General features: G+C 69.8%; 18 protein-coding genes and 1 other RNA gene. 9 read left to right on the top strand and 10 right to left on the bottom strand.

The window, feature by feature from the left end:
- The 4 genes from hflC to AUL34_RS03135 form a co-directional block, all read right to left on the bottom strand.
- Positions 1 to 950: protease modulator HflC (hflC, locus tag AUL34_RS03120; protein WP_061931062.1), on the bottom strand; the 950-nt coding region annotated here is incomplete at its 3' end.
- Positions 947 to 2,179: an FtsH protease activity modulator HflK gene (gene hflK, locus AUL34_RS03125; RefSeq protein ID WP_061931065.1), complete on the bottom strand. Its 1,233-nt coding sequence runs from the start codon at positions 2,177 to 2,179 to the stop codon at positions 947 to 949. The genes hflK and hflC, both read right to left, overlap by 4 nt.
- A 137-nt stretch (positions 2,180 to 2,316) precedes the next feature.
- Positions 2,317 to 2,841, bottom strand: a complete 525-nt coding sequence (locus tag AUL34_RS03130; RefSeq protein WP_061931068.1) for a dihydrofolate reductase — start codon at positions 2,839 to 2,841, stop codon at positions 2,317 to 2,319.
- A 1-nt stretch (position 2,842) separates the two neighbouring features.
- Positions 2,843 to 3,637 carry a thymidylate synthase gene (locus AUL34_RS03135; protein WP_061931071.1) on the bottom strand — a complete coding sequence of 265 codons (795 nt, stop codon included), beginning with the start codon at positions 3,635 to 3,637 and terminating at the stop codon, positions 2,843 to 2,845.
- Positions 3,638 to 3,743: 106 nt separating this feature from the next.
- On the opposite strand from AUL34_RS03135, the gene ssrA reads away from it, so the two are divergent.
- The 4 genes from ssrA to AUL34_RS03150 all read left to right on the top strand — a co-directional run bounded on the left by ssrA (position 3,744) and on the right by AUL34_RS03150 (position 5,205).
- Positions 3,744 to 4,101, top strand: a transfer-messenger RNA (tmRNA) gene (gene ssrA, locus AUL34_RS03140).
- Between the two features lie 54 nt (positions 4,102 to 4,155).
- Positions 4,156 to 4,761, top strand: a complete 606-nt coding sequence (locus tag AUL34_RS03145; protein WP_061931073.1) for an SspB family protein — start codon at positions 4,156 to 4,158, stop codon at positions 4,759 to 4,761.
- On the top strand, positions 4,688 to 4,984 hold the full coding sequence (locus AUL34_RS21780) for a DUF4169 family protein (protein WP_244492424.1): 297 nt from the start codon (positions 4,688 to 4,690) through the stop codon (positions 4,982 to 4,984). The genes AUL34_RS03145 and AUL34_RS21780 overlap by 74 nt, the downstream gene beginning before the upstream one ends.
- The gene (locus tag AUL34_RS03150; RefSeq protein WP_061931076.1) at positions 4,981 to 5,205 is read left to right on the top strand and encodes a ribbon-helix-helix domain-containing protein; all 225 of its coding nucleotides are present in this window, start codon (positions 4,981 to 4,983) and stop codon (positions 5,203 to 5,205) included. The genes AUL34_RS21780 and AUL34_RS03150 overlap by 4 nt, the downstream gene beginning before the upstream one ends.
- Before the next feature lie 203 nt (positions 5,206 to 5,408).
- Here AUL34_RS03150 and AUL34_RS03155 read toward each other — a convergent pair whose 3' ends face one another.
- Positions 5,409 to 9,194, bottom strand: coding sequence for an AsmA-like C-terminal region-containing protein (locus AUL34_RS03155; RefSeq protein ID WP_061931079.1), 3,786 nt, complete (start codon positions 9,192 to 9,194; stop codon positions 5,409 to 5,411).
- A gap of 191 nt (positions 9,195 to 9,385) precedes the next feature.
- Between AUL34_RS03155 and AUL34_RS03160 the strand changes: the two genes are divergently transcribed.
- Complete coding sequence (locus AUL34_RS03160; RefSeq protein ID WP_061931082.1) at positions 9,386 to 12,058, top strand: ATP-dependent helicase; 2,673 nt, start codon at positions 9,386 to 9,388, stop codon at positions 12,056 to 12,058.
- Between the two features lie 753 nt (positions 12,059 to 12,811).
- Here the strand turns inward: AUL34_RS03160 and AUL34_RS03165 are convergent.
- From AUL34_RS03165 to AUL34_RS03175, 3 genes are all read right to left on the bottom strand, one after another.
- Positions 12,812 to 13,396 carry a hypothetical protein gene (locus AUL34_RS03165; protein WP_061931085.1) on the bottom strand — a complete coding sequence of 195 codons (585 nt, stop codon included), beginning with the start codon at positions 13,394 to 13,396 and terminating at the stop codon, positions 12,812 to 12,814.
- Entirely contained in the window at positions 13,393 to 13,866 is a 474-nt protein-coding gene (locus AUL34_RS03170) for a hypothetical protein (protein WP_192845680.1), read from the bottom strand. The genes AUL34_RS03165 and AUL34_RS03170 overlap by 4 nt, the downstream gene beginning before the upstream one ends.
- Before the next feature lie 173 nt (positions 13,867 to 14,039).
- Positions 14,040 to 15,560: a hypothetical protein gene (locus AUL34_RS03175; protein ID WP_061931091.1), complete on the bottom strand. Its 1,521-nt coding sequence runs from the start codon at positions 15,558 to 15,560 to the stop codon at positions 14,040 to 14,042.
- A gap of 218 nt (positions 15,561 to 15,778) precedes the next feature.
- Here AUL34_RS03175 and AUL34_RS03180 point away from each other — a divergent pair, with 218 nt between their 5' ends.
- A complete protein-coding gene (locus AUL34_RS03180; RefSeq protein WP_061931094.1) occupies positions 15,779 to 16,273 on the top strand; it encodes a BA14K family protein in 495 nt (164 codons plus the stop codon).
- A gap of 103 nt (positions 16,274 to 16,376) precedes the next feature.
- Positions 16,377 to 16,886: a BA14K family protein gene (locus AUL34_RS03185; protein ID WP_244492425.1), complete on the top strand. Its 510-nt coding sequence runs from the start codon at positions 16,377 to 16,379 to the stop codon at positions 16,884 to 16,886.
- Positions 16,887 to 16,894: 8 nt separating this feature from the next.
- On the opposite strand, the gene AUL34_RS03190 is transcribed toward AUL34_RS03185, so the two are convergent.
- Positions 16,895 to 18,724, bottom strand: coding sequence for an aminopeptidase P family protein (locus AUL34_RS03190; protein WP_061931100.1), 1,830 nt, complete (start codon positions 18,722 to 18,724; stop codon positions 16,895 to 16,897).
- Positions 18,725 to 18,917: 193 nt separating this feature from the next.
- Here AUL34_RS03190 and AUL34_RS03195 point away from each other — a divergent pair, with 193 nt between their 5' ends.
- Both AUL34_RS03195 and AUL34_RS03200 read left to right on the top strand, forming a co-directional pair.
- Complete coding sequence (locus AUL34_RS03195) at positions 18,918 to 20,714, top strand: acyl-CoA dehydrogenase C-terminal domain-containing protein (RefSeq protein ID WP_061931103.1); 1,797 nt, start codon at positions 18,918 to 18,920, stop codon at positions 20,712 to 20,714.
- Between the two features lie 41 nt (positions 20,715 to 20,755).
- Positions 20,756 to 21,964: an acetyl-CoA C-acetyltransferase gene (locus tag AUL34_RS03200; RefSeq protein WP_061931106.1), complete on the top strand. Its 1,209-nt coding sequence runs from the start codon at positions 20,756 to 20,758 to the stop codon at positions 21,962 to 21,964.
- A gap of 29 nt (positions 21,965 to 21,993) precedes the next feature.
- Here the strand turns inward: AUL34_RS03200 and AUL34_RS03205 are convergent, their stop codons facing one another.
- Positions 21,994 to 22,779, bottom strand: a complete 786-nt coding sequence (locus AUL34_RS03205; protein WP_061931109.1) for an EAL domain-containing protein — start codon at positions 22,777 to 22,779, stop codon at positions 21,994 to 21,996.
- Positions 22,780 to 22,852 lie beyond the last annotated feature (73 nt).

Genomic DNA, 22,852 nt, shown 5'->3' on the forward strand with positions numbered 1-22,852 from the left:
GTCGCGGTCGGCGATGCCCCTCCCGCCGGTGTCGCGGTCGTGGCCGTTGCCGGCCGCGGCGCGCCGCCGCCCGGGCCGCCCGCGTTGTCGAAGTAGCGGAAGAACTCCGAGTCGGGACGCAAGAGCATCGTCGTTCCGCCGTTCTCCAGCGCCGTGCGATAGGCCTGCATGGCGCGGTAGAACTGGAAGAATTCCGGGTCGCGCTGGTAGGCGTTGGCGAAGATCGAGGAACGCTCGGCCTCGCCCTCGCCCTGCAGGATCTCCGCGTCGCGTCGGGCACCCGACACGTTTTCCGACACGGAGCGGTCGGTGGAGGCGCGGATCTCGCGCGCCGACACCCTGCCCCGCGCCCGCACGCGCTCGGCCTCGGCCAGACGCTCGGCACGCATGCGCGCATAGGTCTGCTGCGACACGTCGTCGGTAAGGTCGGTGCGGCGGATGCGCACGTCCACGAGGTTGATGCCGAGCTGCGTGGCGTCGGGACGGATCTGGTCGCGCACCTCGACCATCATCTGCGAGCGCTCTTCCGACAGAGCCGATTCGAAGTTGCGCAGACCGTAGACCCGGCGCACGGCGGCGTCGAAACGGTTGCGCAGGCGCTGCTCGGCCTGGTCCACCGAACCGGAGACGGCCTGGCGGAAGCGGGCCGCGTCGTCGATCGTGTAGACCAGGAAGGCGTCCACGATATAGAACGCGCCGCCCGAAACCTGGACGCGCATGTTGTCGAGGTCGAGACGCAGGAGCCGGTTCGGCAGGACCTGGATGTTGTCGGCGCCCGCGAAGTTCAGCGGCAGCTTGAAGTAGAGGCCCGGCTCCGTGACGACGCGCTGGATCTGGCCGAAGCGCGTGACCACGGCCTGGTTGCCCTCGCGCACGATGAAGACCGAGTTGTAGAGGACGAAGAGCGCGGCGAGGACGACCGCGAGAAGAGCGTAGACGCGGTTGCTCATCGGGTGCCCCCCTGGATGCTGGACAGGTTGGTGCCCTGCACGTTGTTCCCTTGCGAGGGCGCCGGGACGCTGGAATCGGGGGTGTTGGTCCCGCTCGGCTGGATCGTGCGCGTGCCCCCGACGGCGTTCGGGCTTTGCGCGCTGGGTCGCGGCAGTTCGTTCAAGGGCAGGTAGGGCACGACGCCCTGGCCGCCGGCCGCCGGGTCCATGATGACCTTGGAGGAGTTGCCCAGCACCCCTTCCATCGTCTCGAAGTAGAGACGCTGGCGGGTGATCTCGGGCGCCTTCTCGTATTCGCCGAGGATGGCGGTGAAGCGCTGCGACTCGCCCTGCGCCTCCTGAACGACGCGGTTCTTGTAGGCGGCCGCGTCCTCGCGGATCTGGACGGCCTCGCCTTGCGCGCGGCCAAGCTGCTCGTTCTGGTAGCGACGCGCCTCGTCGACGAACTGCGCCTCGTTCTGCTCGGCGCGCTGCACCTCCTCGAAGGCGTCGGCGACGTCGGACGGCGGGGCCGCGTCCTGGATCGTGATGGCGTTGACCCGAAGGCCGGCGCCATAGGTGTTGAGCGTGTCCTGCGTGATCGCGCGCACCTGCTCGGCGATGCCGGCGCGATCGTCGCGGAAGATGTCCTCGACGGGTCGACGGCCGACCACCTCGCGCATGGCGCTCTCGGCTACCTGGCGCAGCAGCGCCGGAGGATCCTGAACGTTGAACAGGTAGTTGTCGGGGTTCTCGACCTGGTAGTTCACGGTGAACTGCACGTCGACGATGTTCTGGTCGCCGGACAGCATCAGACCGGAGCCCTCGCCGCCCTGGGACGAGCCGATCACCATCTGGCTTTCGGCGGTGGAGACGGTCTCCACCGTCTCGAAGGGCCACATCACGAAATGGAGGCCGGGCTCGGACAGCTGCTCGTTGGGCTTGCCGAAGAGAAGCTCGACGCCGACCTCGTCCGGCTGCACGGTGTAGACCGCGTTGAGGAGCCAGACGACAGCAAGGCCCGCGACCGCAAGACCTGCGATCGCCGCGCCACCGCCGGCGCCCGGACCGCGTCCACCGCCACCCGGCATGGCGCGGCGCAGGCGGTCCTGACCGCGGCGCAGGATGTCCTCGAGATCAGGCGAGTTGTTGTTGCCGCCGGGACGCGGTCCTTGCGGCCCCTGCCCCCAAGGGCCGCCGCCACCGCCGCCTTTCCAGCCGCCGTTCCCCGTCTGATTGCTCCAGGGCATGGATGTCCTTCCGTCAAAACCTTGAGGCGGGCTCCAGGCGAAATTCGCCGTGCCGCGTCATCAACTCCTTATAGGAACCGCAAAATCGCGTTTCAACGCGCGTCACGGCCGAATGATCGACCGCCCTTGCGCCATGGTTAGCGGGGCGACGCCATCCGCTCCCATCGCTGGTAGCGGGTCGGAGCGCTGTCGCGCGGGCCGGGGATGCCGGGTTCCTCGGCGATCAACGCGAAGCCTGCGGCGGAGAGGTCGGGAAAGAAGGCGTCTCCCACCGGTTCCGCCTCGATCATCGTGCGCTCGACGCGCGTCGTCAGAGGCAGGAACTGCCGGTAGATCTCGCCTCCGCCGGCGATCACGATTTCGTTCGCCCCGCGTCGATCCGCCGCCTGCCGCGCCAACGCCAGCGCTTCCTCGGGCGATGCGGCGAGAATCGCCCCGGCGAAGGGCAGGCTCGGCGCACGGGTCAGCACGATCGTATCGCGACCGTCCAGCACGCGTCCGATCGCTTCGAGGGTGCGCCGACCCATGATCATCGGCCGCCCCATGGTCAGCGCCCGGTAGCGCTTGAGGTCGGACGGGATCGACCAGGGCATCCCCCCCTGGAAACCGATCACCCCGTTGGCGGCCGTCGCGACCACCGCCACGAGCGCAAGCGCGCTCATCTCAGACCGCGACCTTGGCGGCGATGTGGTCGTGCGCCTCGTACCCCTCGATCGCGATGTCCTCGAAGCGGAAGGCGAAGAGATCGCGCACCTCGGGGTTGAGCACCAGGCGCGGCAGCGGCAGCGGCTCGCGCGTCAGCTGCAGGCGAGCCTGGTCGAGGTGGTTGTGATAGAGATGCGCGTCGCCGAGCGTGTGGACGAAATCGCCGGCCTCGAGCCCCGTCACCTGCGCCACCATGTGCGTCAGCAGCGCATAGGAGGCGATGTTGAAGGGCACGCCGAGGAAGATGTCGCCGGAGCGCTGGTAGAGCTGGCAGGACAGGCGCCCGTTCGAGACATAGAACTGGAACAGGCAGTGGCAGGGCGGCAGGGCCATCTCGTCCACCATCGCCGGGTTCCAGGCCGAGACGATCAGGCGGCGCGAATTGGGGTTGGTCCTGATCTGCTCGACGACCTTGGCGATCTGGTCGATATGGCCGCCCTTCCCGTCCGGCCAGGAGCGCCACTGCGAGCCGTAGACAGGGCCGAGGTCGCCGTTCTCGTCCGCCCATTCGTCCCAGATCCGGACGCCGTTCTCCCGGAGGTAGGCGATGTTGGTCTCGCCCCGCAGGAACCAGAGAAGCTCGTGGATGATGGAGCGCAGGTGCAGCCGCTTGGTGGTGACGAGCGGAAAGCCTTGGCGCAGATCGAAGCGCATCTGGTGGCCGAAGACGCCGCGCGTTCCCGTTCCGGTGCGATCGCCCCGGTCGGTGCCGTCGTCCAGGGCGCGGGCGAGAAGGTCGAGATAGGCGCGCATGTCGGCTCCGGTATCCGCGTGTCAGCTGGATGGATCGTCCGTTTCGGGCGCGGAGTCGAGTCCCGCGGCGTGCCCCGATGCGGGCGCTCCATCAAAAGCATTTTCCCGTCTTTTCAGAGCCCTGCCAAATCCCTATATTCGGCGCGCCGGGGCTTGCTCCGGCTATGGCGATAAACGGCCGATGGAATAAACCTTTCGGACCCGGGGGCGGTACCCGGCGCCTCCACCTGAACCCAGCCCCCGGCTGGTTTGAGGCGGGGGCGAAATAGGATCGACGAGGGTGTAAAGATCGTTCTTTCGCTCGGCATGGTACCACCGTTATCGGGCTGAAAAAGTAGTTGCCAACGACAACTATGCGGAAGTGCGTCTCGCCGCTTAACGCGGTGCGATAGCTTCAAATCAAGCCCTGGGGGTTCGCACTCTCAGGCGGGGCTCGGAGGTGCCTGGCAACAGAAACCTCCACTTAGTTCTTCGGGCCCAAGCGCCCGCAGCCGGGCGTTGCGAATTCAGGACCACCGATGGGCCAGGACCTTATCCGATACGATGTTCTGGCGCAGGACGCCTTGCGCGGCGTCATCCGCAAGGTGCTGGGCGAGGTCGTCAAGACCGGCCTGCCCGGCGAGCACCACTTCTTCATCACCTTCCTGACCTCGGCGCCCGGCGTTCGGCTTTCCTCGCGCCTGCGCGAGAAGTATCCCGAGCTGATGACCATCGTCATCCAGCACCAGTACTGGGACCTCTCGGTCAACGACACCGCCTTCGAGGTCGGCCTGTCCTTCTCCGACATTCCCGAACGCCTGCTGATCCCCTATTCGGCGATTCGCGGATTCTACGATCCCGCCGTGAACTTCGAGCTCGAGTTCGACGTGCGCGACATGGACGCGGCCAACTCGCAGGACGAGAGCGCCCCGGCGCCGACCGCCCTCGCGCCCGTTTCGTCCAACGCCGCCGCCGTCAAGCCACTACCGCAGAAGTCCGCCGCACCGTCCGGCAAGGTGCCGGCCAAGGCCGCGCAGGACGACGCAAAGTCCGAGACCTCCGAGGCCGCCGGTGACGAGCCGGGGCAAGCCGAGAAATCCTCGGCCGACGTCGTGTCGCTGGACGCCTTCCGCAAGAAGCCCTGACCGCTTGGGCGAGGTCGTCAATCTTCGCCTCGCTCGCAAGCGCGCCGCCCGTGCGGCCGGCGAGGAAGCGGCCGCCCGCAACCGCGCCAGCCACGGTGTATCGAAGCCCGAGCGCGAGGCCGCACGCCGCGAAACGGAGCATGCGGGCCGAGTGCTCGACAGTGCTCGACGGGATGGTGGTTCGAGACAGGCGACGGCATCGGGCGACGACCCGCAGACATGACCGGCAAGCGTTCCCTGTCGATCCGGGGGCACCGGACATCGATCAGTCTCGAGGACGCCTTCTGGTCGGAACTCCGGTCCCTCGCCGTGCGCCGCCATATGAGCCTCGCCGCGCTGATCGCCGAGATCGATGCCGAGCGCGGGGCCGACACCAACCTGTCCTCCGCCATCCGCCTGCATGTGCTCGCCGACGCCCTGGCGCGCGCGCAGGGCAACGCCTGACGGCCGCCGGGACGCAGCGACCTTCCTTCGACGCAAGCGCCAACGAGCGCCCGGCAGGCGCATCCCGGCTCGGCGAGCGGCGGGGATAGCCGAGCCTTCAGACGGACGACATCGCGATGGGACAGACGTGCGGTCCCGACTGGAGCATGCCCCGCCGGAACGGATGACGCCGCAGGGCGAACCGGCATAGCGCGCGGCGCGCCCTAAAGGCGGTTGGGATCGCTGACGCCCGGCAGCCCCCCGAACCCCGCACCCGGCACGCGCGCGGGTGGCAGCAGCGGTTGCAGTTCGAAGTCGGGCGGCGGCGAGCGCTCAGGCGGCACCGCACGCGCGGCGGCTTCCGCTTCGGCCTGCGCGGCAGCCGCCTTCGCGGCGGCGGCAAGGGCGGCGGCCTCGCGCGCCGCATCCGCTTCGCGCGCCGCCCGGGTTTCCGCTTCGCGCCGCTCAGTCTCCGCCCGCTCGCGCTCCAGGCGCTCGGCTTCCTGCCGGGTGGCCTCCTCGCGGGCCGCCGCCTCGCGCGCTTCGCGCTCTTGCCGCAGATTCTCGCGCACGCGCTCGCGTTCACGGTAGAGGCGCGCCTCGCGCCGCAGCCGCACGGTCTCGCGCAGATCGTCCTCGATCGCCTCGATCCGCTCTTCCTCGCGCCGGGCACTGAGCGCCGAGAGATAGGCCGCCAGCGGCTGGACGGACGCCTGAAGGCTTGGGTTCCCCCACGGGCCAGCGATCCGGTATCCGACGGATGGAGGCGCCTCCTCGATCGCGTCGTCGGCCGGCGGCACGAGACGAAGGGCAAGGCTCGCGTCCACGAGCCCCGTCCGCAGGTCGAAGGCTGCCGCCCCCTCCAGCGCGGCGTCCGCGAAGTCGCGCCGGAGGGGCGCCGTGCGCAAGGTTCCGGCCCCGAGGGTCCAGTCGGTCGCGACCGTTCCGAGCGACACCTGCGCCTCCGCCGAGAGACGGTCCACCAGGGACGCGACCGCGCGCGCACCCGGCTCGAACCCGTCCGCATCCGACGCCGCGAGAACCGGCGCGAGAAGGTCCGGCCTGACGCCGCGCAACGCCGCGTCGGCGACCGTCAGCCGGCCGCGCCCGTCCAGCGAGGCGAGCAGCGCCGTCCAGCTCTCGCCGCCCCCGGACAGTTCGCCGGAAATGTCGAGGCGGCCGGCGAGCAGACTGGCCTGGGCCGACACCGGCTGGCCGCGCAGGCTCATGTCGAGGCGCGTCGACACGATGCCACCGGCGTTGCGCACCTCGCCGGCACCGGCAAGGCGCGCGCCGGACACCGTGGCGGCCGACAGATCGGAGACCGCAAGCCGCGCGCCGTCGCCCTCGACCGCAGCCGCGAGTCCCGACAGGTTCAGGCCGAGCCCCGCCGCCCGGTCGGCCGCCAGCGCGAGACGGAAAGACCGCGCGGGAAGGAGCGGCGCGGCGAAGGGCGTGGGCTGGTCGCCGTCGAGGCCGAGCGCGCTGCGCCCAACCACGCCGCCCACCACCGTGCCGAGCCAGTCGAGCGACAGATCGGACAGGACGAGCTTTCCCGATACGGGCGCGCCGGTCGGCGCCGACAGTTCGGCGGACATTCGCGAGCCCGCGATCTCGCCGGCCAGGCCTTCGAGGGACCAGCCGTCCTGCGTCCAGGACAGCCGGGCTTCGCCGCTCGCCGGCAAACCGTCCAGCGGCTGGCCGTAGGCCAGCGCCAGCCGCGTCGCCCAAGGCGCGAGATCGTCGCTGCGCAGGCGAAGGGCCAGCCCCGCGGCCTGCAATCCGGCCGCACCGAGGGTCGCCGTGCCATTGGCGGAAAGCTCCGTGCCGGTCGAGCGCATCCGCAACGAGACGTCCGTCGGCTGGCCGGGAGCGCCGGATACGGCGAGGTCGGCGGTGAGCGGCACGGTGGCGCCGACGGGCAGAACGGGAAGCCCGGCCTGTGCCAGGAGGATGCCGGCATCCGCCTGAGCGACGGACAGATCAAGGCCGAAGCGCCCGTTGCGTTCGGTGGCTGCCAGACCGTTCTCCAGCGCGAGGCGCAGCGTGACCTCGGTGCCGGCCGCAGTCCCCGCGAGATCGAGGGCGAGGTCGGAGCGGCCCGCGCCCTGCGAGGTCGCCGTGCCGCTCAAGGCGAGCGGCCCGAGCGTCGGCGCGCGACGGGCGAGCGTTTCGGCCAGCGGACTGTCCGGCAGCCGTCGGCGCAGGAACTCCACGACCTCGGCGGGATCGGCGGCGGAAAGCTCGAGGCTGAGATCGGGACGGGGCGTGCCGAACGGGTCGGCCAGCGTGCCCTCGGCATGAAGGTCCGCGCCCGCGAAGTCGCGCGCGTCGAGGCTCGCGATGTCGAGGAGCCCGCGATCGAAGGACAGGTCGGCCTCCAGCGACGCCGCCTCGAAGTCGCCGAACCGAGACCGGCCGGCGGCGAACTGTACCTCGAAACGCTCCCCATCGCGCGGGGCGCCCTCCTTCAGGGCGAGGAGCCGCGCCAGAGCCGTGACCGGTTCGAGATCGACGCCGTCGCCGCCGTCCTCGCCGCTGAGATCGATCGCGGTGTTCGAGCCCTCGGGACGGACCGTGCGGCGGATCGAGCCGTTGAGGCTCCGACCGTCGAGATCCACCTCCAGCTTGTCGAAGCGCTGGTCGCCGGGAGAAAGCTCGACCTCGGCCGAGAAGCCGGCACGGCCGAGCCGGGTCAGCGCCGGCTCCGATACGCCGGCAGCCCAAGCGAGAAACGTGGCTGGCTGACGCGCCGCCAGGAGCAGGTTGCCGCGAAAGCCGGGCACCTCGTCCGTGCGCAGGACCCCCGACGCCTCCACGAGCGTCCGCCCCGGCAGTTCGGCCGACAGCGACTGGAGCGACCAGCCTTCGCTTGCCGGCGAACCGGCCAGGGCGACGTTGCGGATCGTGGTGTCGCCGATGGTAACGAGCGGCAGGGCGAGGCGCACCCGCCCCGGCATGCGAGGCGTCGGCAGCCCTTCGAGCGCGGCCCGGAGCGCCTCGATGCGGGCCGGAAGGCCCGGCGTTTGGCTGCCGGACACCACCGGCGGGGCGATCCGGTCGACGTCGATCGCCTGCCCGTCGAGCTGAAGGTCGAAGCGCGGGATCGACCCGACATCCACGAGCGCCGAGCCTGTCGCCACATAGGGCTGCTGCGGGTCGCCGACCTCCGCGCGCAGGTCCGAGGCCTCCAGCGAGGTGGGCGTGGCGCCGAGTTTCGTCGTCAGCCGCAGCGGCGGCAGCAGCGCGACCGTCCCCTCCGGCCGCTCGGCGGACGGGTCGATCGGGCTCGACACCGTCAGGACGCCGTCGGCCAGCCGTTCGCCGGGAAGGCTGGAGGCGACGGCATCCAGGGTGGCGCGCGCATCGAGCCGCGGCGAATCGAGCGTCAGGCGGAAGGCGAGACGCCCCTCCCCTGCGCCCGTGCCGGTGGAGAACGACGCCGCCAGCGGCTCGCCGTCGGCGAAAAGAGTCGCGCTGCCCACGAAAGGTCCGCGCAGCGACTGGGCCGACAGGGTGCCCGCGATGTCCGACAGGGCGATGCGGCGTGCGGAGCGGCGATCCGACAGGACGGCCGAGCCGTCCACGACCTCGATGCGCTCGAGGACGACGTTGCCCCGCGGTGGCTCCGCCCGCGCTCCCACGGGCCATCGGATCGCGCCGTCCGCCTCGACCGGCAGGCTCAGCGCCGGGCCGTCGAGGCGCATGTCGAAGATCCGGATCTCGCCCGACAGGTAGGGGGCGAGCTCGGCGTCCATGCGGAAGGCGCGCACCGAGAGGACCGGATCGGCGGGATCGTCGCCTACCACGACATCTGTGAAGGACAGGGATGGAAACGGCAGGAGGCGCGCCGATGCGGTACCCCGCACCTTGACCTTCTGGCCGAGGATGCGCGAGGCCTCCGCCTCGAAATTGGCCCGGTAGCTCGTCCAGTCGACGAAAGACGGGCCGACGAGGAGCACGAGCAGAGCCACGACGAGGAGGCCGCCCAGTGCGATGAAGAGCTTCATGCGTCCTGCCTCCTTTCCGCTCGTGCCCCGGTTCGCCCCGATCGGGGCGTCTTCCCTGTTTTTGGGGCATAAGCCGCAGCAAGAGCAAGGCGGCGCGCGCCACAGACGTGGGGATAGCCGGCGGACGGCTCCCGCTCGCGGCCTTTCGATGTTCCCCTAGTGTTCCCGGCGGAATCGATTAAGTAGAGGCGATGGACGAGACCCGAGATCAGAACGCCGCGCCCGAGAGCCGGCCGAAGGGCGGCATCGCGGCGCGGGCCATGGCCGCGCGCGGCGCCCCGGTGGCCGCTCCCGCACCCGACTACCTGTCCGGGCTCAACCCGGAGCAGCGTGCGGCGGTGGAGACGACGGAGGGCCCGGTGCTCGTGCTGGCGGGCGCCGGCACCGGCAAGACGCGCGTCCTCACCACCCGCATCGCTCATATCCTGGCGACGCGGCGCGCCTTTCCGTCGCAGATCCTCGCCGTCACCTTCACCAACAAGGCCGCGCGCGAGATGAAGACGCGCATCGGCCATCTCGTCGGCGGCGAGGTCGAGGGCATGCCCTGGCTCGGCACGTTCCACTCGATCGGCGTCAAGATCCTGCGCCGCCATGCCGAGCTGGTCGGCCTCAAGTCGAACTTCACCATCCTCGACACCGACGACCAGATCCGTTTGATCAAGCAGCTGATCCAGGCCGAGAATCTCGACGACAAGCGCTGGCCGGCCCGCGCCTTCGCCACACTGATGGACGGCTGGAAGAACAAGGGCCTGACGCCGGACAAGATCCCGGAAGGCGACGCACGCGCCTTCGCCAACGGTCGCGGCCGCGAACTCTACCGCGCCTATCAGGACCGCCTCGTCAGCCTCAACGCCGCCGACTTCGGCGACCTCCTGATGCACCCGATCGCGATCTTTCAGAACCATCCGGACGTGCTCGCCGACTACCACCGCCGCTTTCGCTACATCCTGGTGGACGAGTACCAGGACACCAACGTCGCGCAGTATCTCTGGCTGCGGCTTCTCGCCCAGCATTCGCCGGTGCGAGCCGAAAGCGGCCAGGCGGCGGTGAACGTCTGCTGCGTCGGCGACGACGACCAGTCGATCTACGGCTGGCGCGGCGCGGAGGTGGACAACATCCTGCGCTTCGAGCGGGACTTTCCGGGCGCCACCGTGATCCGGCTGGAGCGCAACTACCGCTCCACCGCCCATATCCTTGGGGCGGCCGCCGGTCTCATCGCGGTCAACGAGGATCGCCTCGGCAAGACGCTCTACACCGACCTCGACGATCCCGAACACGAGAAGGTCTCCGTCGCCAACGGTTGGGATTCGGAGGAGGAGGCGCGCGCGATCGGCGAGGAGATCGAGCAGCTCCAGCGCAAGGGCACCAAGCTCAACGACATGGCGATCCTCGTGCGCGCCTCGTTCCAGATGCGCGAGTTCGAGGACCGCTTCGTCACGCTCGGCCTCAACTATCGCGTTATCGGCGGTCCGCGCTTCTACGAGCGCCAGGAGATCCGCGACGCCCTCGCCTACTTCCGCTGCGTCTGTCAGCCGGCGGACGACCTCGCCTTCGAGCGCATCGTCAACACGCCCAAGCGCGGCCTCGGCGACGCGGCGATCCGGCTCCTGCACGAATACGCCCGCGCCAAGGGCCTGCCGCTCATCGCCGCCGCCGGCGATCTCGTCCAGGGCGACGAGCTGAAGGCGCGTCCGCGCGCGGCGCTCGCCGACGTCGTGCGCAACTTCGAGCGCTGGTCGGGGCTTCTCTCCACGATGCGCCACACCGATCTCGGCGAGATGATCCTCGACGAGTCCGGCTATACTGAGATGTGGCAGGCCGACCGCTCGGCCGAGGCGCCGGGGCGGCTGGAGAACCTGAAGGAGCTCATCCGCTCCATGGACGACTACGAAAGCCTGCCGGGCTTTCTGGAGCACATCGCGCTCGTGATGGACGCCGAGCAGAACGCCGAGACGGACGCGGTCTCGATCATGACGCTCCATTCGGCCAAGGGGCTGGAGTTCGACACGGTGTTCCTGCCCGGCTGGGAGGAAGGTCTCTTTCCCCATCAGCGCTCGCTGGACGAAGGGGGGCGATCCGGCCTCGAGGAGGAGCGCCGGCTGGCCTATGTCGGCATCACGCGCGGCAAGCGCCGGGTGAAGATCTGGTTCGTCTCGAACCGGCGCATCCACGGCATGTGGCAGTCCACCATCCCCTCGCGCTTCCTCGACGAACTGCCGGAAGACCATGTCGACGTTACCGAGCCCTCCACTTCCTATGGCGGCTACGGGGCCGGCGGCATGGGCGGCTACGGGGCCTCGCGCTGGGACGGCAACGCCTTCTCGACCTCCTCCTACGGCACGCCCGGCTGGCGCCGCGCGCAGGCGGCGGGGGGCGCCGGCGGCTATGCCGGTGGACGCGGCCGCGCGATCGAGTATGGCGAAGAGGGCGTCAGGGGTTCGGGTCCGGATGCGCGCTCGCGCGCGGCGGCGACGGCCGACAAATACATCGCCCGCGATGGTGCCGGCGGGCGCTCGCCCGGTGGTTTCGACGAGGCCTCCGGGGCGGGCGCGGACCGTTCGGGCTTCGCCGGCCGGCTGACCGATCCCTTCTCGGCCAATCGTTCGCGTGGGGCCAACCAGCCGCCGCGCAAGGGCGGCGGACTCTATTCGTCGGCGCGGGCCGGCGGCCCTCGCGAGATCGAGGGGACGCTGGTCGCGAAATCCGTCGCCGACGAGCCGAGCCGCTTCGCCCTCGGCGACCGGGTGTTCCACCTCAAGTTCGGCGCGGGCACCGTGGCGCTGGTCGAGGGCAACAAGCTGACGGTCGATTTCGACCGCGCCGGGCAGAAGCGCGTGCTGGAAGGGTTCGTGGAACCCGCCTGAGACGCGGTGCCCCGGGTTCGCTGGGGGAACCCGGGCTCAAGCGCCACGAGGGGTTCTGGCCCGCTTGGCTGAACCGCACCGGGCCGCAACCGGAGATGGAGGCGTCCGTTGCCCCGGTCCGCGTCAAGGCGGGCTTTTCCGACGAGACGCGCCGCGCGCGACAGTTCGCGGCGCTCATGACGACCCGCGCTTGCGCATTCGCCGTTCGAGACGAGCGAGAATGGTGGAAGGCGGTCTCCGGGAAGCCGATCGTCAGCGGGTCCTCGTCGGCCCCGGCGACACGGCCGCAACTGGCGAAGACGGGTGGCTGTTGGGGCGTAGCCCCGCATTGCAGGGCGTCGGGGCATACTTTCCCGAGAAAACCTCGCCCGCACATGCACCTTCCGCACGATGGCGAACCGGAGGGCTGTTCCCTCCGTCTCGAACGGTGTGCCCCTGCACACCAAGGGTTGGCGATCGAGGGTTGTCGCGCTCGCCAATCCGCATCGCAGCGAGCGGACGGCGTCCGGCCCTGCATGATGGACCGGGCATGGCTCGCGGTGCTCGATCGCGGTGGCGACGTCGGACGGGATAAGCGATGGCGAGCGGCCGCTAGCACGGATGGATCCCATCGCAACGTGTGTCAGGCCGCGCGCGGCATCGACGGGGTTTCGACAGCGCGGTTCGAGCGCGCCGCCACCGCACCTATCCCCTCGCCCGCCCGAACCCCGGGCGCGACCGCCAAGCCGCGGCCGGCCGAAGCGGTCGTTCCGGTCAGGATACGCCGGACAGAAGCTCGTGGACGCGGCGCAGATACGCTTCGGTCTGGCGGCACTTGGCCTCGGCCTCCAGCGCCCGCTGTTCCGCGCGCTTGGCCCGCATGTCGGCTTCCCATTCGTGGTATTCGGCGTCGCGCAGCGTGGTTTCGGCCGTGACGACCCTCTCCTCCGACTGACGCAGCCGCTCCTCCAGAGCCTGGATGTGGGTCTGCAGTCGGTGCTGGTCCTCGGCCGCGCGGTCGGCGAGAGCCTTGGACTGCTTCTCCAACTGCACGAAGCGCTTCTCGTACGCCCGGATCGTCGCCGCCGTCCGCTCCACCAGCGTCAGGGTGCGAGTCCAGTCGGTCGGCGAGGGCTCGATCGTCAGATGCCCCACCGCCAGAGCGATCGCGCCGGCCTGCGTCACCGGCTGGTCCGGCGTCAGCGCCCCCGGCACCGGCTCTGCGCGCGCCGGCTCGGCAGGAGAAACCTCCTGTACGGGAAAGAGGCTCGTGACCTCGGCCGCACGTCCGCCGTCGGATTGCGCCATGGTCTCGGCCTCGCCTTCGGGAAAGGAGACGGTTTCGCGGACGGCGCTCATTCGTCGATACCGAGGCGCCCGCCGGCCAGGGCCGCGCGAAGCTCGGCCTCGGCACTGTCTTCGCTGGCGAGCATCTGCCCGAAGCTGCCGACGATCGTATCGTGCATCTTGGCGAGCCACGCCTCGGCCTCGGCGGCACGGGCCTCGGCGAGGCGCACGCGCGCCTCGGTCTCGGCCAGACGCACCTCCGATTCGTCGAGCTGCTCCTGCAGCGAGCGGATCTCCTCGCTCGCGCGCTCCGCGTCGAGGCGATGCTCGATCTCCATCTCCGTCGCGCGCTCGTCGCGGATGCGGATCGCCTCGCTCGCCTCGCGCACGAGATCCAGCGCCGCCGACCAGTCGCGCGCGCCCCCCGACCTGTCGTTGTTCGAGACCAGCATGAAACCGGCATCGCCCCGGCCGGCGGCGGAATGCTCCGTCACGCTCTGCCGCAGGCTCACGCCGATCTCCTCGCTCGCACCATTCGCCATCTTGTCGATCCTCTGCCGCCGCTCACGCATCGCCTCCGAGAGCCCTGAACCGAACCTTCGGATATTTTCCCGCATCCGTCCAACGGGTTGCGGCGCATTTCCTGTTTGCCGCACGCCGTTGTCCGGCCGTCACGTCCCCCGTCGCCGCAGGCGAACCGGCAGGCGCCGGGACCTCAGTCGCCCTTCTCGGGCACCGGGAAGGGGCGGACGTTGGAGGCGGCATCGCCGCCGCCATGTCCGTCCTGCGCGCCCTCGCCGAGAAGCCCAGCCTCGCCCGCGCGCGAGCGCGTCGCGCGCTTCAGCGTCTCGTTCTGGCGCTGGAGAGCGGACCGGTTCTCGCGCGCGATGTCGAGCGCCCCTTGCGCCAGGGTGCGCTCGGCCTTCTCGTTCTGCAGTTCCTCGATCAGCCGGCGGTTGGCCGCCTCCAGCGTCTGGCGCTCCTGCTCGAAGCGAAGCGTCAGCGCCTCGACGCGGTCGGACAGGTTGTTGGCCCGGGTGGTTACGCCCTCCAGCGCCGCGTCCTTGGCGGCCAACGCCTTCACCAGCATGTCGGCGCGGGCTTCCAGCTCCATCCGGCCCTTCTGGGCGTCCTGAAGCTGCGCCAGGAGACGGCCGGCCTCGGTCTTGCTGGCCTCCAGGCGCCGGTCGAAGGTGGTGCGCTCGGCGATCGCCTCCTTGTTGGCCCGCTCGGCCGCGCGCATGGCCTCTTCGCGCTCGCGGAGCTGGCCCCGGACCTGGCCGAGGATCTGGTCGGTCGCCATGAGGCGCGCCGACAGGGCCTCGATCTTCATGGAAGCGCTGGACCGCTCGGTCTTCATGGCCGAGAGCTCGGCTTCGAGCTGGGCCACGGCCCGCTGGCGACCGGCCTGTTCGGAGGCGAGCTGGGTTCCCTGCAGCGCGATGGTCTGGAGATGCGCCTCGATCTGGGCCGCCATCTCGTCCATGCGGCTGCCGCCCGACACGAGCTCGGCGGCCTGCTCTTCGGCGAGGTTCTGAAGGCGCCGGTTCTCCTGCTCCAGGATCTGGCGGCGCTCGGACACTTCGCCGAGCATGCGCTCGGCATCGGCCAGCGCCTGATCGGAAACCTGCGCTTCGGCGCGCAGGGTCTTCACCTCCAGCGAGAGCGACTGGTTCTGCTCGACCTCGGCCAGAAGCTGGCGTTCCAGCGCGTTGGCGTGGGTCGTCTTCTCGCGCAGCGTCAGGCGCTGCTCGTCGAACGAAGTTTCCTGCTCGCGCAGGAGGTTTTCGAGCCGCGACGCACGCGCGACGGCCGTGGAGAGTTCGCTGGAGGCGGTGGAATAGCGTCCGAGCAGCGAGTCCACCTCGCGGCGGAGCGCCTGCCCGCTTTCCATCTCCTGCTGCAGGAGAGCCTCGAGCTCCAGGATGCGCGACTTCGAACGCGGCAGCTCCTCGGCGATCGTCTCGATCGGGCCGATGAGCTGGGCGAAGTCGTCCGTCAGGGAGCGAAGGTCGCCGAGGCGCTCGGCCATCTCGCCGATGCGCACTTTGAGCAACTCGTTGCGCTGGCCGATATTGTCGAGCGGGGGCACGAAACCGGCGGGACCCGGCGCAGCAGGGGCGGAAGCGCGCGGCGCCACGGGATCCATCACCTTTGCGAAATCCGGCCGTTCGCCGGCGTTCTCGCTTGGGCGCTGGCCGTCACGCCGGAAGAAGAACGACAGCGGTGAGCTCATCCCTATCGACTCCCCTTCGGTCCGATCACCCAGCGGTCTTGCCGGGGACATCGGATCGAAGCAACATGATTTACGAAATATTAATCAATTTTTCCAGATGGGTGCGGTCGCGTCACACCGTCCGGCTGCATCGGAGAGGTGCCGCTAGGAGACGTTCAGGAACCGTTCAGGTCGAAAGCGGTTCAACGGACAGGATCGAACTTGTCCGGAGGTTTCCCATGCGCATTCCCAAATGGCTTGGCGGACGGGCACTGGCCGTCGCGCTCGCGCTGACCATGGTGCCGGCCGCCCTGCCCTCCACCACCCCGCTCGTCGGCGTCACCGCCGCGAAGGCGGATCCCTACTACCGCTACGGCCACGGCGGCTTCCGCGGCGGCCACGGCTGGAACCGGGGCCGCGGTTACTACGGCGGCGGACCGCGCTACTACGGTGGCGGCCCGCGCTACGGCTACCGCGACCGCGGTTATCGCCGCCACAACGGCGGGGCTGCGATCGCCGGTGCGATCGTCGGTCTCGGCGTCGGCGCGGCGATCGCCAGCGCCGCCCAGCCGCGCTACGTCGAACGGGCCCCGCGCTACTACGCGGCACCTGCCTACCGGGCTGCCCCCTGGACGCGCGAGTGGTACAACTACTGTTCGCAGCGCTACCGGTCCTTCGACCCGCGTTCGGGCACGTTCCAGCCCTACAACGGCCCGCGCCAGCTCTGCCGCTGAGGCCGTCCAGGAAGCATGAAGCGACATCGGCGGCCGCTCCCTCGTGGGGCGGTCGCCCGCGTTCGGGAACCAAGCGCCCGGCGGCCGCCTTTAGCGATCAGCGATGACCGCGGTTGGGGAGAGCGTGATGGATGGTTGGCGCCGGACGGCATGGGCGGCACTTGCCGTGGCAGCGCTTGGTTCGGTGCCCTCGGCACCGGCTCTGGCGGGCGACTATGTCGGTCTCGATCCCTACAACCGCCCCGTCTACGTCCGTCCGGACCCGATCCCGACGGTGCCGCTCGCGGTCTCGCCGCCCGTCTACAAGCGTGGCCCCGGCCAGTTCGGCGGCCCCCTCGTCGCAGGTCCCCTGTACTACGCCCGCCCCGCTCCGCCAGCACCCGGGCTCTATCGCGACGATCCGGCACTGACCGCAGGCTCGATCCTCGCCTTCGACCTCGACGCGGCACTGGCGGATGCCGAGCCGCCGCGAGGCGTGACCGTGGTGCGCAAGGGCGGCCCGGCTCCCTTCACCGGGCCTTGGTATCGCTATTGCGAGTCCCGCTATCGCTCGTTCGATCCGGAGACCGGCACCTACCAGCCGTCCTCGGGCCCCCGCCGCCTCTGCCGCTGACCGCGGCCTTATCCGTCCGCTAGCGGACGGGTCGCGGCCTCGAGCCAGACCCGCACCTCGCCATCGAGACGCGGCGCGATCGCCGCGCGCACATCGGCATGATAGGCGTCGAGCCACGCCCGTTCCCCGGCATCGAGATGTTCGGTCGCGATCATCCGCCGATCGATCGGCGCGAAGGTCAGGGTCTCGAAGCTGTGGGTGTCGAGATCGCCGCCCGCGATCCGCTCCGGCTTCGAGACCAGGATCAGGTTCTCGATGCGGATGCCGAACGCCCCCTCGCGATAGTAGCCGGGCTCGTTGGAGACGATCATCCCCGCCTCCAGAACGGCCATGCCGCGCCGCGAGATCGACTGCGGCCCTTCATGGACGGCGAGGTAGGATCCGATCCCATGGCCCGTGCCATGGGCGTAGTCGCAACCGGCCTGCCAGAGCGCGACGCGCGCCAGGGGGTCGAGATCGATGCCGCGCGTTCCGACGGGAAAGCGGGCGCGGCTGATCGCGATCATGCCCTTCAGAACCAGCGTGAACTTGCGCCGCGCCTCGTCCGCCACGCGCCCGATCGCCACCGTGCGCGTGATGTCGGTGGTGCCGTCGAGATACTGCGCACCGGAATCGATCAGGAACACCTCGCCCTCGCCGAGCACGCGGTTGGACTGACGGTTCACCCGGTAGTGCGGCAGGGCGGCGTTGGGACCGGCGGCGGAGATCGTGTCGAAGGACAGGTCGCGCAGCGGCTGCCCGTCGGCCTCGCCGAAGCGTGCGCGGAACCGCTCCAGCGCCTCGGCCGCGCCGATCTCGTCCACCGTTCCGGGCGCCTGGGCATCGAGCCAGGCGAGGAAGGCCGAGACCGCCGCCCCGTCGCGCAGGTGCGCCCGGCGCGAGCCCTCGATCTCCACGGCGTTCTTGCGCGCACGGGGGAGGCGAGCCGGATCGGCACCTGCGACCACGGTGCCCCCGGCCCCTTCCACCACCTCGCGCAGGCGGTCGGCGGCCAGCGCGGGGTCGAGCATGATGCGCCTCTCGGCCGCGAAAGCTGCCAGCGAGCGCTCCAGCGTCTCGGGTGCGGCGATGTCGGCAAGGTCGCCGAGCGCCCGAGCCACGTCGTTCCCGAGCTTCTCCGCGTCGATGAAGAGGGTCGGCCGTCCCTCGCGCGGGATCAGCGCGAAGGAGAGCGGCAGCGGCGTGTGCGGCACGTCCGAGCCGCGGATGTTGAAGGTCCAGGCGACGGAGGACGGATCGGTGAGCACCGTGGCGTCCGCGTTCGCCTTGGCCAGCGCTTCGCCGATCTCGCCGAGCTTTTCCGCGCTCGAGCGCCCGGCATGTTCGATCGGGTGGACGGCGACCGCGCCCTTCGGCGGCAGCGGCCTGTCCTGCCACACGCGGTCGAGCGGATTGTGCGCCAGAGGGACGAGTTCGCCCCCGGCCTCCGCCATGGCCGCGCGGAGCATGGCGACCTCGCCCACCGTGTGCAGCCAGGGGTCGATCCCGATACGCAGGGTCTTGGCATGCTCGCGCAGGTAGGTGCCGAGCGGCGTATCGACCGAGCTTTCGATGGCGAACACGGAAGCGTCCACCTGTGCGCGCACCTGCACGGTGTAGCGACCGTCGACGAAGATCGCGGCCGTCTCCGGCAGGACCAGCGCGGTGCCGGCCGATCCGGTGAAGCCGGTGAGCCAGCGCAGGCGATCGGCGGCGGCGGGGATGTACTCGCCCTGATGCTCGTCGGCCCGCGGCACCACGAACCCGTCGATCCCCATCTCCTTCAGGCTGGCGCGCAACCACGCCGCGCGCGACGCGCTCTGGCTGGAATCCGACGCTTCGTCGAAGTTCTGGAACATGGGAGCGGTCCTCGTTTGCCTTGTCGCGTTCCTGTGTTTCAGTCTCCGGCGACGATCTCAAGACCCGATCGAATGCGGAGGGGATCGCGTCCCGGCCGAGCGGCTGACCGCTTGATCGGACGCCGGATCGGCAGTAGATATCGCTGAGTGACGTTTACGCAAACGTCAAAGCTTGACGCTGGGAGTTCTCGTCATGCCGGTCTATCAGGCCCCCGTCGCCGACACGCTTTTCGTCCTCAACGACCTTCTCGGTTGGGAGCGACACGGCAACCTGCCGGGCTTCTCGGACGCGACACCGGACGTCGTGGAGGCCATCCTCGGCGAGGCCGGCAAGTTCGCGACCGACATCTTCCTGCCGCTGAACCAAGTGGGCGACCAGGAGGGTTGCCACCGCGCCGCCGACGCGTCGGTGACGACGCCGAAGGGCTTCAAGGCAGCGTACGACCAGTTCCGCGAGGCGGGCTGGGGCGGACTGTCGGCGAGCCCCGAATACGGCGGCCAGGGCCTGCCGCACACGCTGGCGGCCGCCGTCAACGAGTTCCTATCCTCGGCCAACATGGCCTTCGCCATGTATCCCGGCCTGACGCGCGGCGCGATCGCGGCGATCGAGAGCCACGGGTCCGACGAGCAGAAGGCACTCTATCTGCCGAAGATGGTGGACGGCATCTGGACCGGCACCATGAACCTCACCGAGCCGCATGCGGGCACCGATCTCGGCCTCCTGCGCACTCGCGCCGTGCCGGCGGAGGACGGAACCTACAAGATCTCCGGCCAGAAGATCTTCATCTCGGCCGGCGAGCACGACCTCTCCGAGAACATCGTCCACCTCGTGCTCGCCCGCATCGAGGGCGCGCCGGAAGGCGTGAAGGGCATCTCGCTCTTCATCGTGCCGAAGTTCCTGCCCGACGAGGCCGGCAACCCCGGCGCGCGCAACGGCGTCTCCTGCGGCTCGCTCGAAGAGAAGATGGGCATCCACGGCAACGCCACCTGTGTCATGAACTACGACGGGGCGACGGGCTGGCTGGTCGGCGAAGCGCACAAGGGCCTGCGCGCGATGTTCACGATGATGAACGAGGCGCGGCTCGGCGTCGGCGTGCAGGGGCTCGCGATCTCCGAGATCGCCTATCAGAACGCCGTCGCCTATGCCCGCGACCGCCTGCAGGGCCGCGCGCTCGCCGGCTCCAAGCATGGCGAGAAGGCCGCCGACCCGATCATCGTCCACCCCGACGTCAGACGCATGCTGATGTCGATCCGCGCCGTCAACGAGGCGGGCCGCGCGCTGATCCTCTGGACGGCGCTCCGGGGCGACCTCGCGCACCGCGCCGAGGACGCCAAGGTGCGCGAGGCGTCGGACGACTGGATGGGCCTCCTGACCCCCGTCATCAAGGGCGTCCTCACCGACAAGGGCTTCGAGAACGCCGTGATGGCCCAGCAGGTCTACGGCGGCCATGGGTATGTGCGCGAATGGGGCATGGAGCAGTTCGTGCGCGACGCGCGCATCGCCCAGATCTACGAGGGCGCCAACGGCATACAGGCGCTCGACCTCGTCGGCCGCAAGCTCGCGCTGAACGGCGGCCGGGCGATCCAGGCCTTCTTCAAGGAGGTGGGCGCCTTCTGCGAAGAGCACCGCGCCAACGCCGAGATGGCGCCCTACACCAAGTCGCTGAAGAAGGGCCTCAACGACCTCCAGTCCGCCACGATGTGGCTGATGACCAACGCCATGGCCAAGCCCGACAACGCCGGCGCCGCCTCCACCGACTACATGCACCTCTTCGGCCTCGTGGCGCTCGGCTACATGTGGGGCCGCATGGCGCACACCGCGCAGGAGAAGCTTGCGGCCGGGGCGGGTGACGAGGCACCCTTCCTCCAGAACAAGCTCGTCACCGCGCGCTTCTTCATGGACCGGCTGATGCCCGAGACCGCGGTGCATCTCGTCCGTATCTCGACGGGCGCCGATTCGATGATGGCGCTCGACGCCGACGCCTTCTGAACACGTCGTACGAACTGGCCGCACAGGAAAGATCCGATCCCATGACCGACGCTTTCATCTACGACCACGTGCGCACCCCGCGCGGCCGCGGCAAGAAGGACGGCTCGCTGCACGAGGTGCCGGCGGTGCGGCTCGGCGCCAAGGTCCTGGAGTCCTTGCGCGACCGCAACGGGCTGCCGACGCGCGAGGTCGACGACATCATCTTCGGTTGCGTCGACCCCGTGGGCGAGGCCGGCTCGGTGATCCCGAAGGCCTCGGCCTTCGAGGCGGGCTACGACTTCGCCGCCCCCGGCATGCAGATCTCGCGCTTCTGCGCATCGGGCCTCGACGCGGTCAATCTCGGGGCTGCCAAGATCGCGGCGGGCTCGGACGAGCTGGTGATCGCGGGCGGCGTCGAATCCATGTCGCGCGTCGGTATGGGAATGTCGGGCGGCGCCTGGATCATGGACCCCTCGGTCGGCATCCCCGCCTACTTCATGCCGCAGGGCGTCTCGGCGGACCTCATCGCCACGAAATACGGCTTCACCCGCGACGACGTCGACGCCTACGCCGTGGAATCGCAGAAGCGCGCGGCCAAGGCTTGGGACGAGGGGCGCTTCGAGCGCTCCGTGGTGCCGGTGCGGGACCAGAACGGCCTCCTCATCCTCGACCGCGACGAGCACATGCGGCCCACGACCGACATGCAGTCGCTGGGCTCGCTCAGCGCGTCCTTCGCCATGATGGGCGAGATGGGTGGCTACGATGCGGTCGCCATCCAGGCGCACCCGGAAGTGGAGGCGGTCGACCACGTCCACCACGCCGGCAACTCGTCCGGCATCGTGGACGGCGCGGCGGCCGTGCTCCTCGGCTCGAAGGCGGGCGGCGAGACGCTGGGCCTGAAGCCCCGCGCCCGCATCCGCGCCTTTGCCTCGATCGGCTCGGACCCGGCGCTGATGCTGACCGGCCCGGTGGATGTGACCGAGAAGCTCCTGAAGCGTTCCGGCATGGCACTCGCGGACATCGACCTCTTCGAGCTGAACGAGGCCTTCGCGGCCGTCGTGCTACGCTATCTCCAGGCGTTCGCCATCGATCCCGCCGTGATGAACGTCAACGGCGGCGCCATCGCCATGGGCCATCCGCTCGGCGCGACGGGCGCGATGATTCTGGGCACCGTGCTCGACGAGCTGGAGCGCCAGGACAAGCAGACGGCGCTCGTCACGCTCTGCATCGGCGCCGGCATGGGCACGGCGACGATCATCGAGCGGGTCTGATGCCCAGCGTCGCGCCGGCGATCGCGCGCTCAGGCGACCAGGCTGCGGCTGGTGCGATGAGTGGCGCGGATCGACATGTCGATCTCCGGAAGCGCCTCGAAGGCGGGCTTGGCGAACCAGTAGCCCTGGAAGAGCGTGATGCCGGCGGCCTTCAGGATGGTGAACTCGTCCTCGGTCTCGACGCCCTCGGCCAGAACCTGGATGCCGAGTTCGCGCGCCGCGGTGGCGATCGTCGCCACGATGATCTGGCGCGGCCGGCTCACCTCGATGCCGCGGATGAGCTTCATGTCGAGCTTGATCAGGTCGGGCTGGAAGTCGGCCAGAAGCGTGAGCCCCGCATAGCCGGCGCCGAAGTCGTCGAGCGCCGTGATGAAGCCCTGGCGGCGGTATTCGGCGAGGATGTTGTGGAGGTGGCCGGTGTCGACGATCTCCTCGTTCTCGGTGAACTCGAACATCAGCGACTGCAGCGGGAAGTCGTGGCGCCGCGCCGCGATGAGCGTCGCGCGCAGGCAGGCCGCCGGCTCGTAGACGGCGTTGGGCAGGAAGTTGATCGACAGGCGCATGTTCTCGCCGCGCGGAAAGAGGCGGGCGGCGAGCTCCAGCGCCTTGACGCGGCAGGCCTGGTCGAAGCGGTAGCGCTGTTCGTCCGAGACCTGCGACAGGATCGCGTAGGCGCCCTCCCCCTTCAGTCCGCGGATCAGCGCCTCGTAGCCCCAGACGCGGCCGGCGGCGAGGTCGAAGATCGGCTGGAAGGCCATCGAGAAATCGAAGTCCAAGGGTTTGCCCGACCGGCACCCTTCGCAATCCGCCGCCATCGTCCCGGTCCCGCATCCTGTGTGTCGGGGTCGATTCTAGCCGCCAGGTCTTGGGAATCCCTGAAGACCAAGG

Source organism: Aureimonas sp. AU22 (genome assembly GCF_001463745.1).
In the GTDB taxonomy this organism is placed as follows: Bacteria; Pseudomonadota; Alphaproteobacteria; order Rhizobiales; family Rhizobiaceae; genus Aureimonas.

What these genes read in the sequence shown, in the direction of transcription:
- AUL34_RS03135 (WP_061931071.1), bottom strand. Translation starts at nt 3,637, where the DNA reads ATGCGCGCCTATCTCGACCTTCTCGCCCGCGCCCTGGACGACGGCACC.
- hflK (WP_061931065.1), bottom strand. Translation starts at nt 2,179, where the DNA reads ATGCCCTGGAGCAATCAGACGGGGAACGGCGGCTGGAAAGGCGGCGGT.
- AUL34_RS03195 (WP_061931103.1), top strand. Translation starts at nt 18,918, where the DNA reads ATGCCGGTCTATCAGGCCCCCGTCGCCGACACGCTTTTCGTCCTCAAC.
- AUL34_RS03205 (WP_061931109.1), bottom strand. Translation starts at nt 22,779, where the DNA reads ATGGCGGCGGATTGCGAAGGGTGCCGGTCGGGCAAACCCTTGGACTTC.
- AUL34_RS03130 (WP_061931068.1), bottom strand. Translation starts at nt 2,841, where the DNA reads ATGAGCGCGCTTGCGCTCGTGGCGGTGGTCGCGACGGCCGCCAACGGG.
- AUL34_RS03170 (WP_192845680.1), bottom strand. Translation starts at nt 13,866, where the DNA reads ATGGCGAATGGTGCGAGCGAGGAGATCGGCGTGAGCCTGCGGCAGAGC.
- AUL34_RS03180 (WP_061931094.1), top strand. Translation starts at nt 15,779, where the DNA reads ATGCGCATTCCCAAATGGCTTGGCGGACGGGCACTGGCCGTCGCGCTC.
- AUL34_RS03185 (WP_244492425.1), top strand. Translation starts at nt 16,377, where the DNA reads ATGACCGCGGTTGGGGAGAGCGTGATGGATGGTTGGCGCCGGACGGCA.
- AUL34_RS03165 (WP_061931085.1), bottom strand. Translation starts at nt 13,396, where the DNA reads ATGAGCGCCGTCCGCGAAACCGTCTCCTTTCCCGAAGGCGAGGCCGAG.
- AUL34_RS03145 (WP_061931073.1), top strand. Translation starts at nt 4,156, where the DNA reads ATGGGCCAGGACCTTATCCGATACGATGTTCTGGCGCAGGACGCCTTG.
- AUL34_RS03160 (WP_061931082.1), top strand. Translation starts at nt 9,386, where the DNA reads ATGGACGAGACCCGAGATCAGAACGCCGCGCCCGAGAGCCGGCCGAAG.
- AUL34_RS03175 (WP_061931091.1), bottom strand. Translation starts at nt 15,560, where the DNA reads ATGAGCTCACCGCTGTCGTTCTTCTTCCGGCGTGACGGCCAGCGCCCA.
- AUL34_RS03200 (WP_061931106.1), top strand. Translation starts at nt 20,756, where the DNA reads ATGACCGACGCTTTCATCTACGACCACGTGCGCACCCCGCGCGGCCGC.
- AUL34_RS03150 (WP_061931076.1), top strand. Translation starts at nt 4,981, where the DNA reads ATGACCGGCAAGCGTTCCCTGTCGATCCGGGGGCACCGGACATCGATC.
- AUL34_RS03190 (WP_061931100.1), bottom strand. Translation starts at nt 18,724, where the DNA reads ATGTTCCAGAACTTCGACGAAGCGTCGGATTCCAGCCAGAGCGCGTCG.
- AUL34_RS03155 (WP_061931079.1), bottom strand. Translation starts at nt 9,194, where the DNA reads ATGAAGCTCTTCATCGCACTGGGCGGCCTCCTCGTCGTGGCTCTGCTC.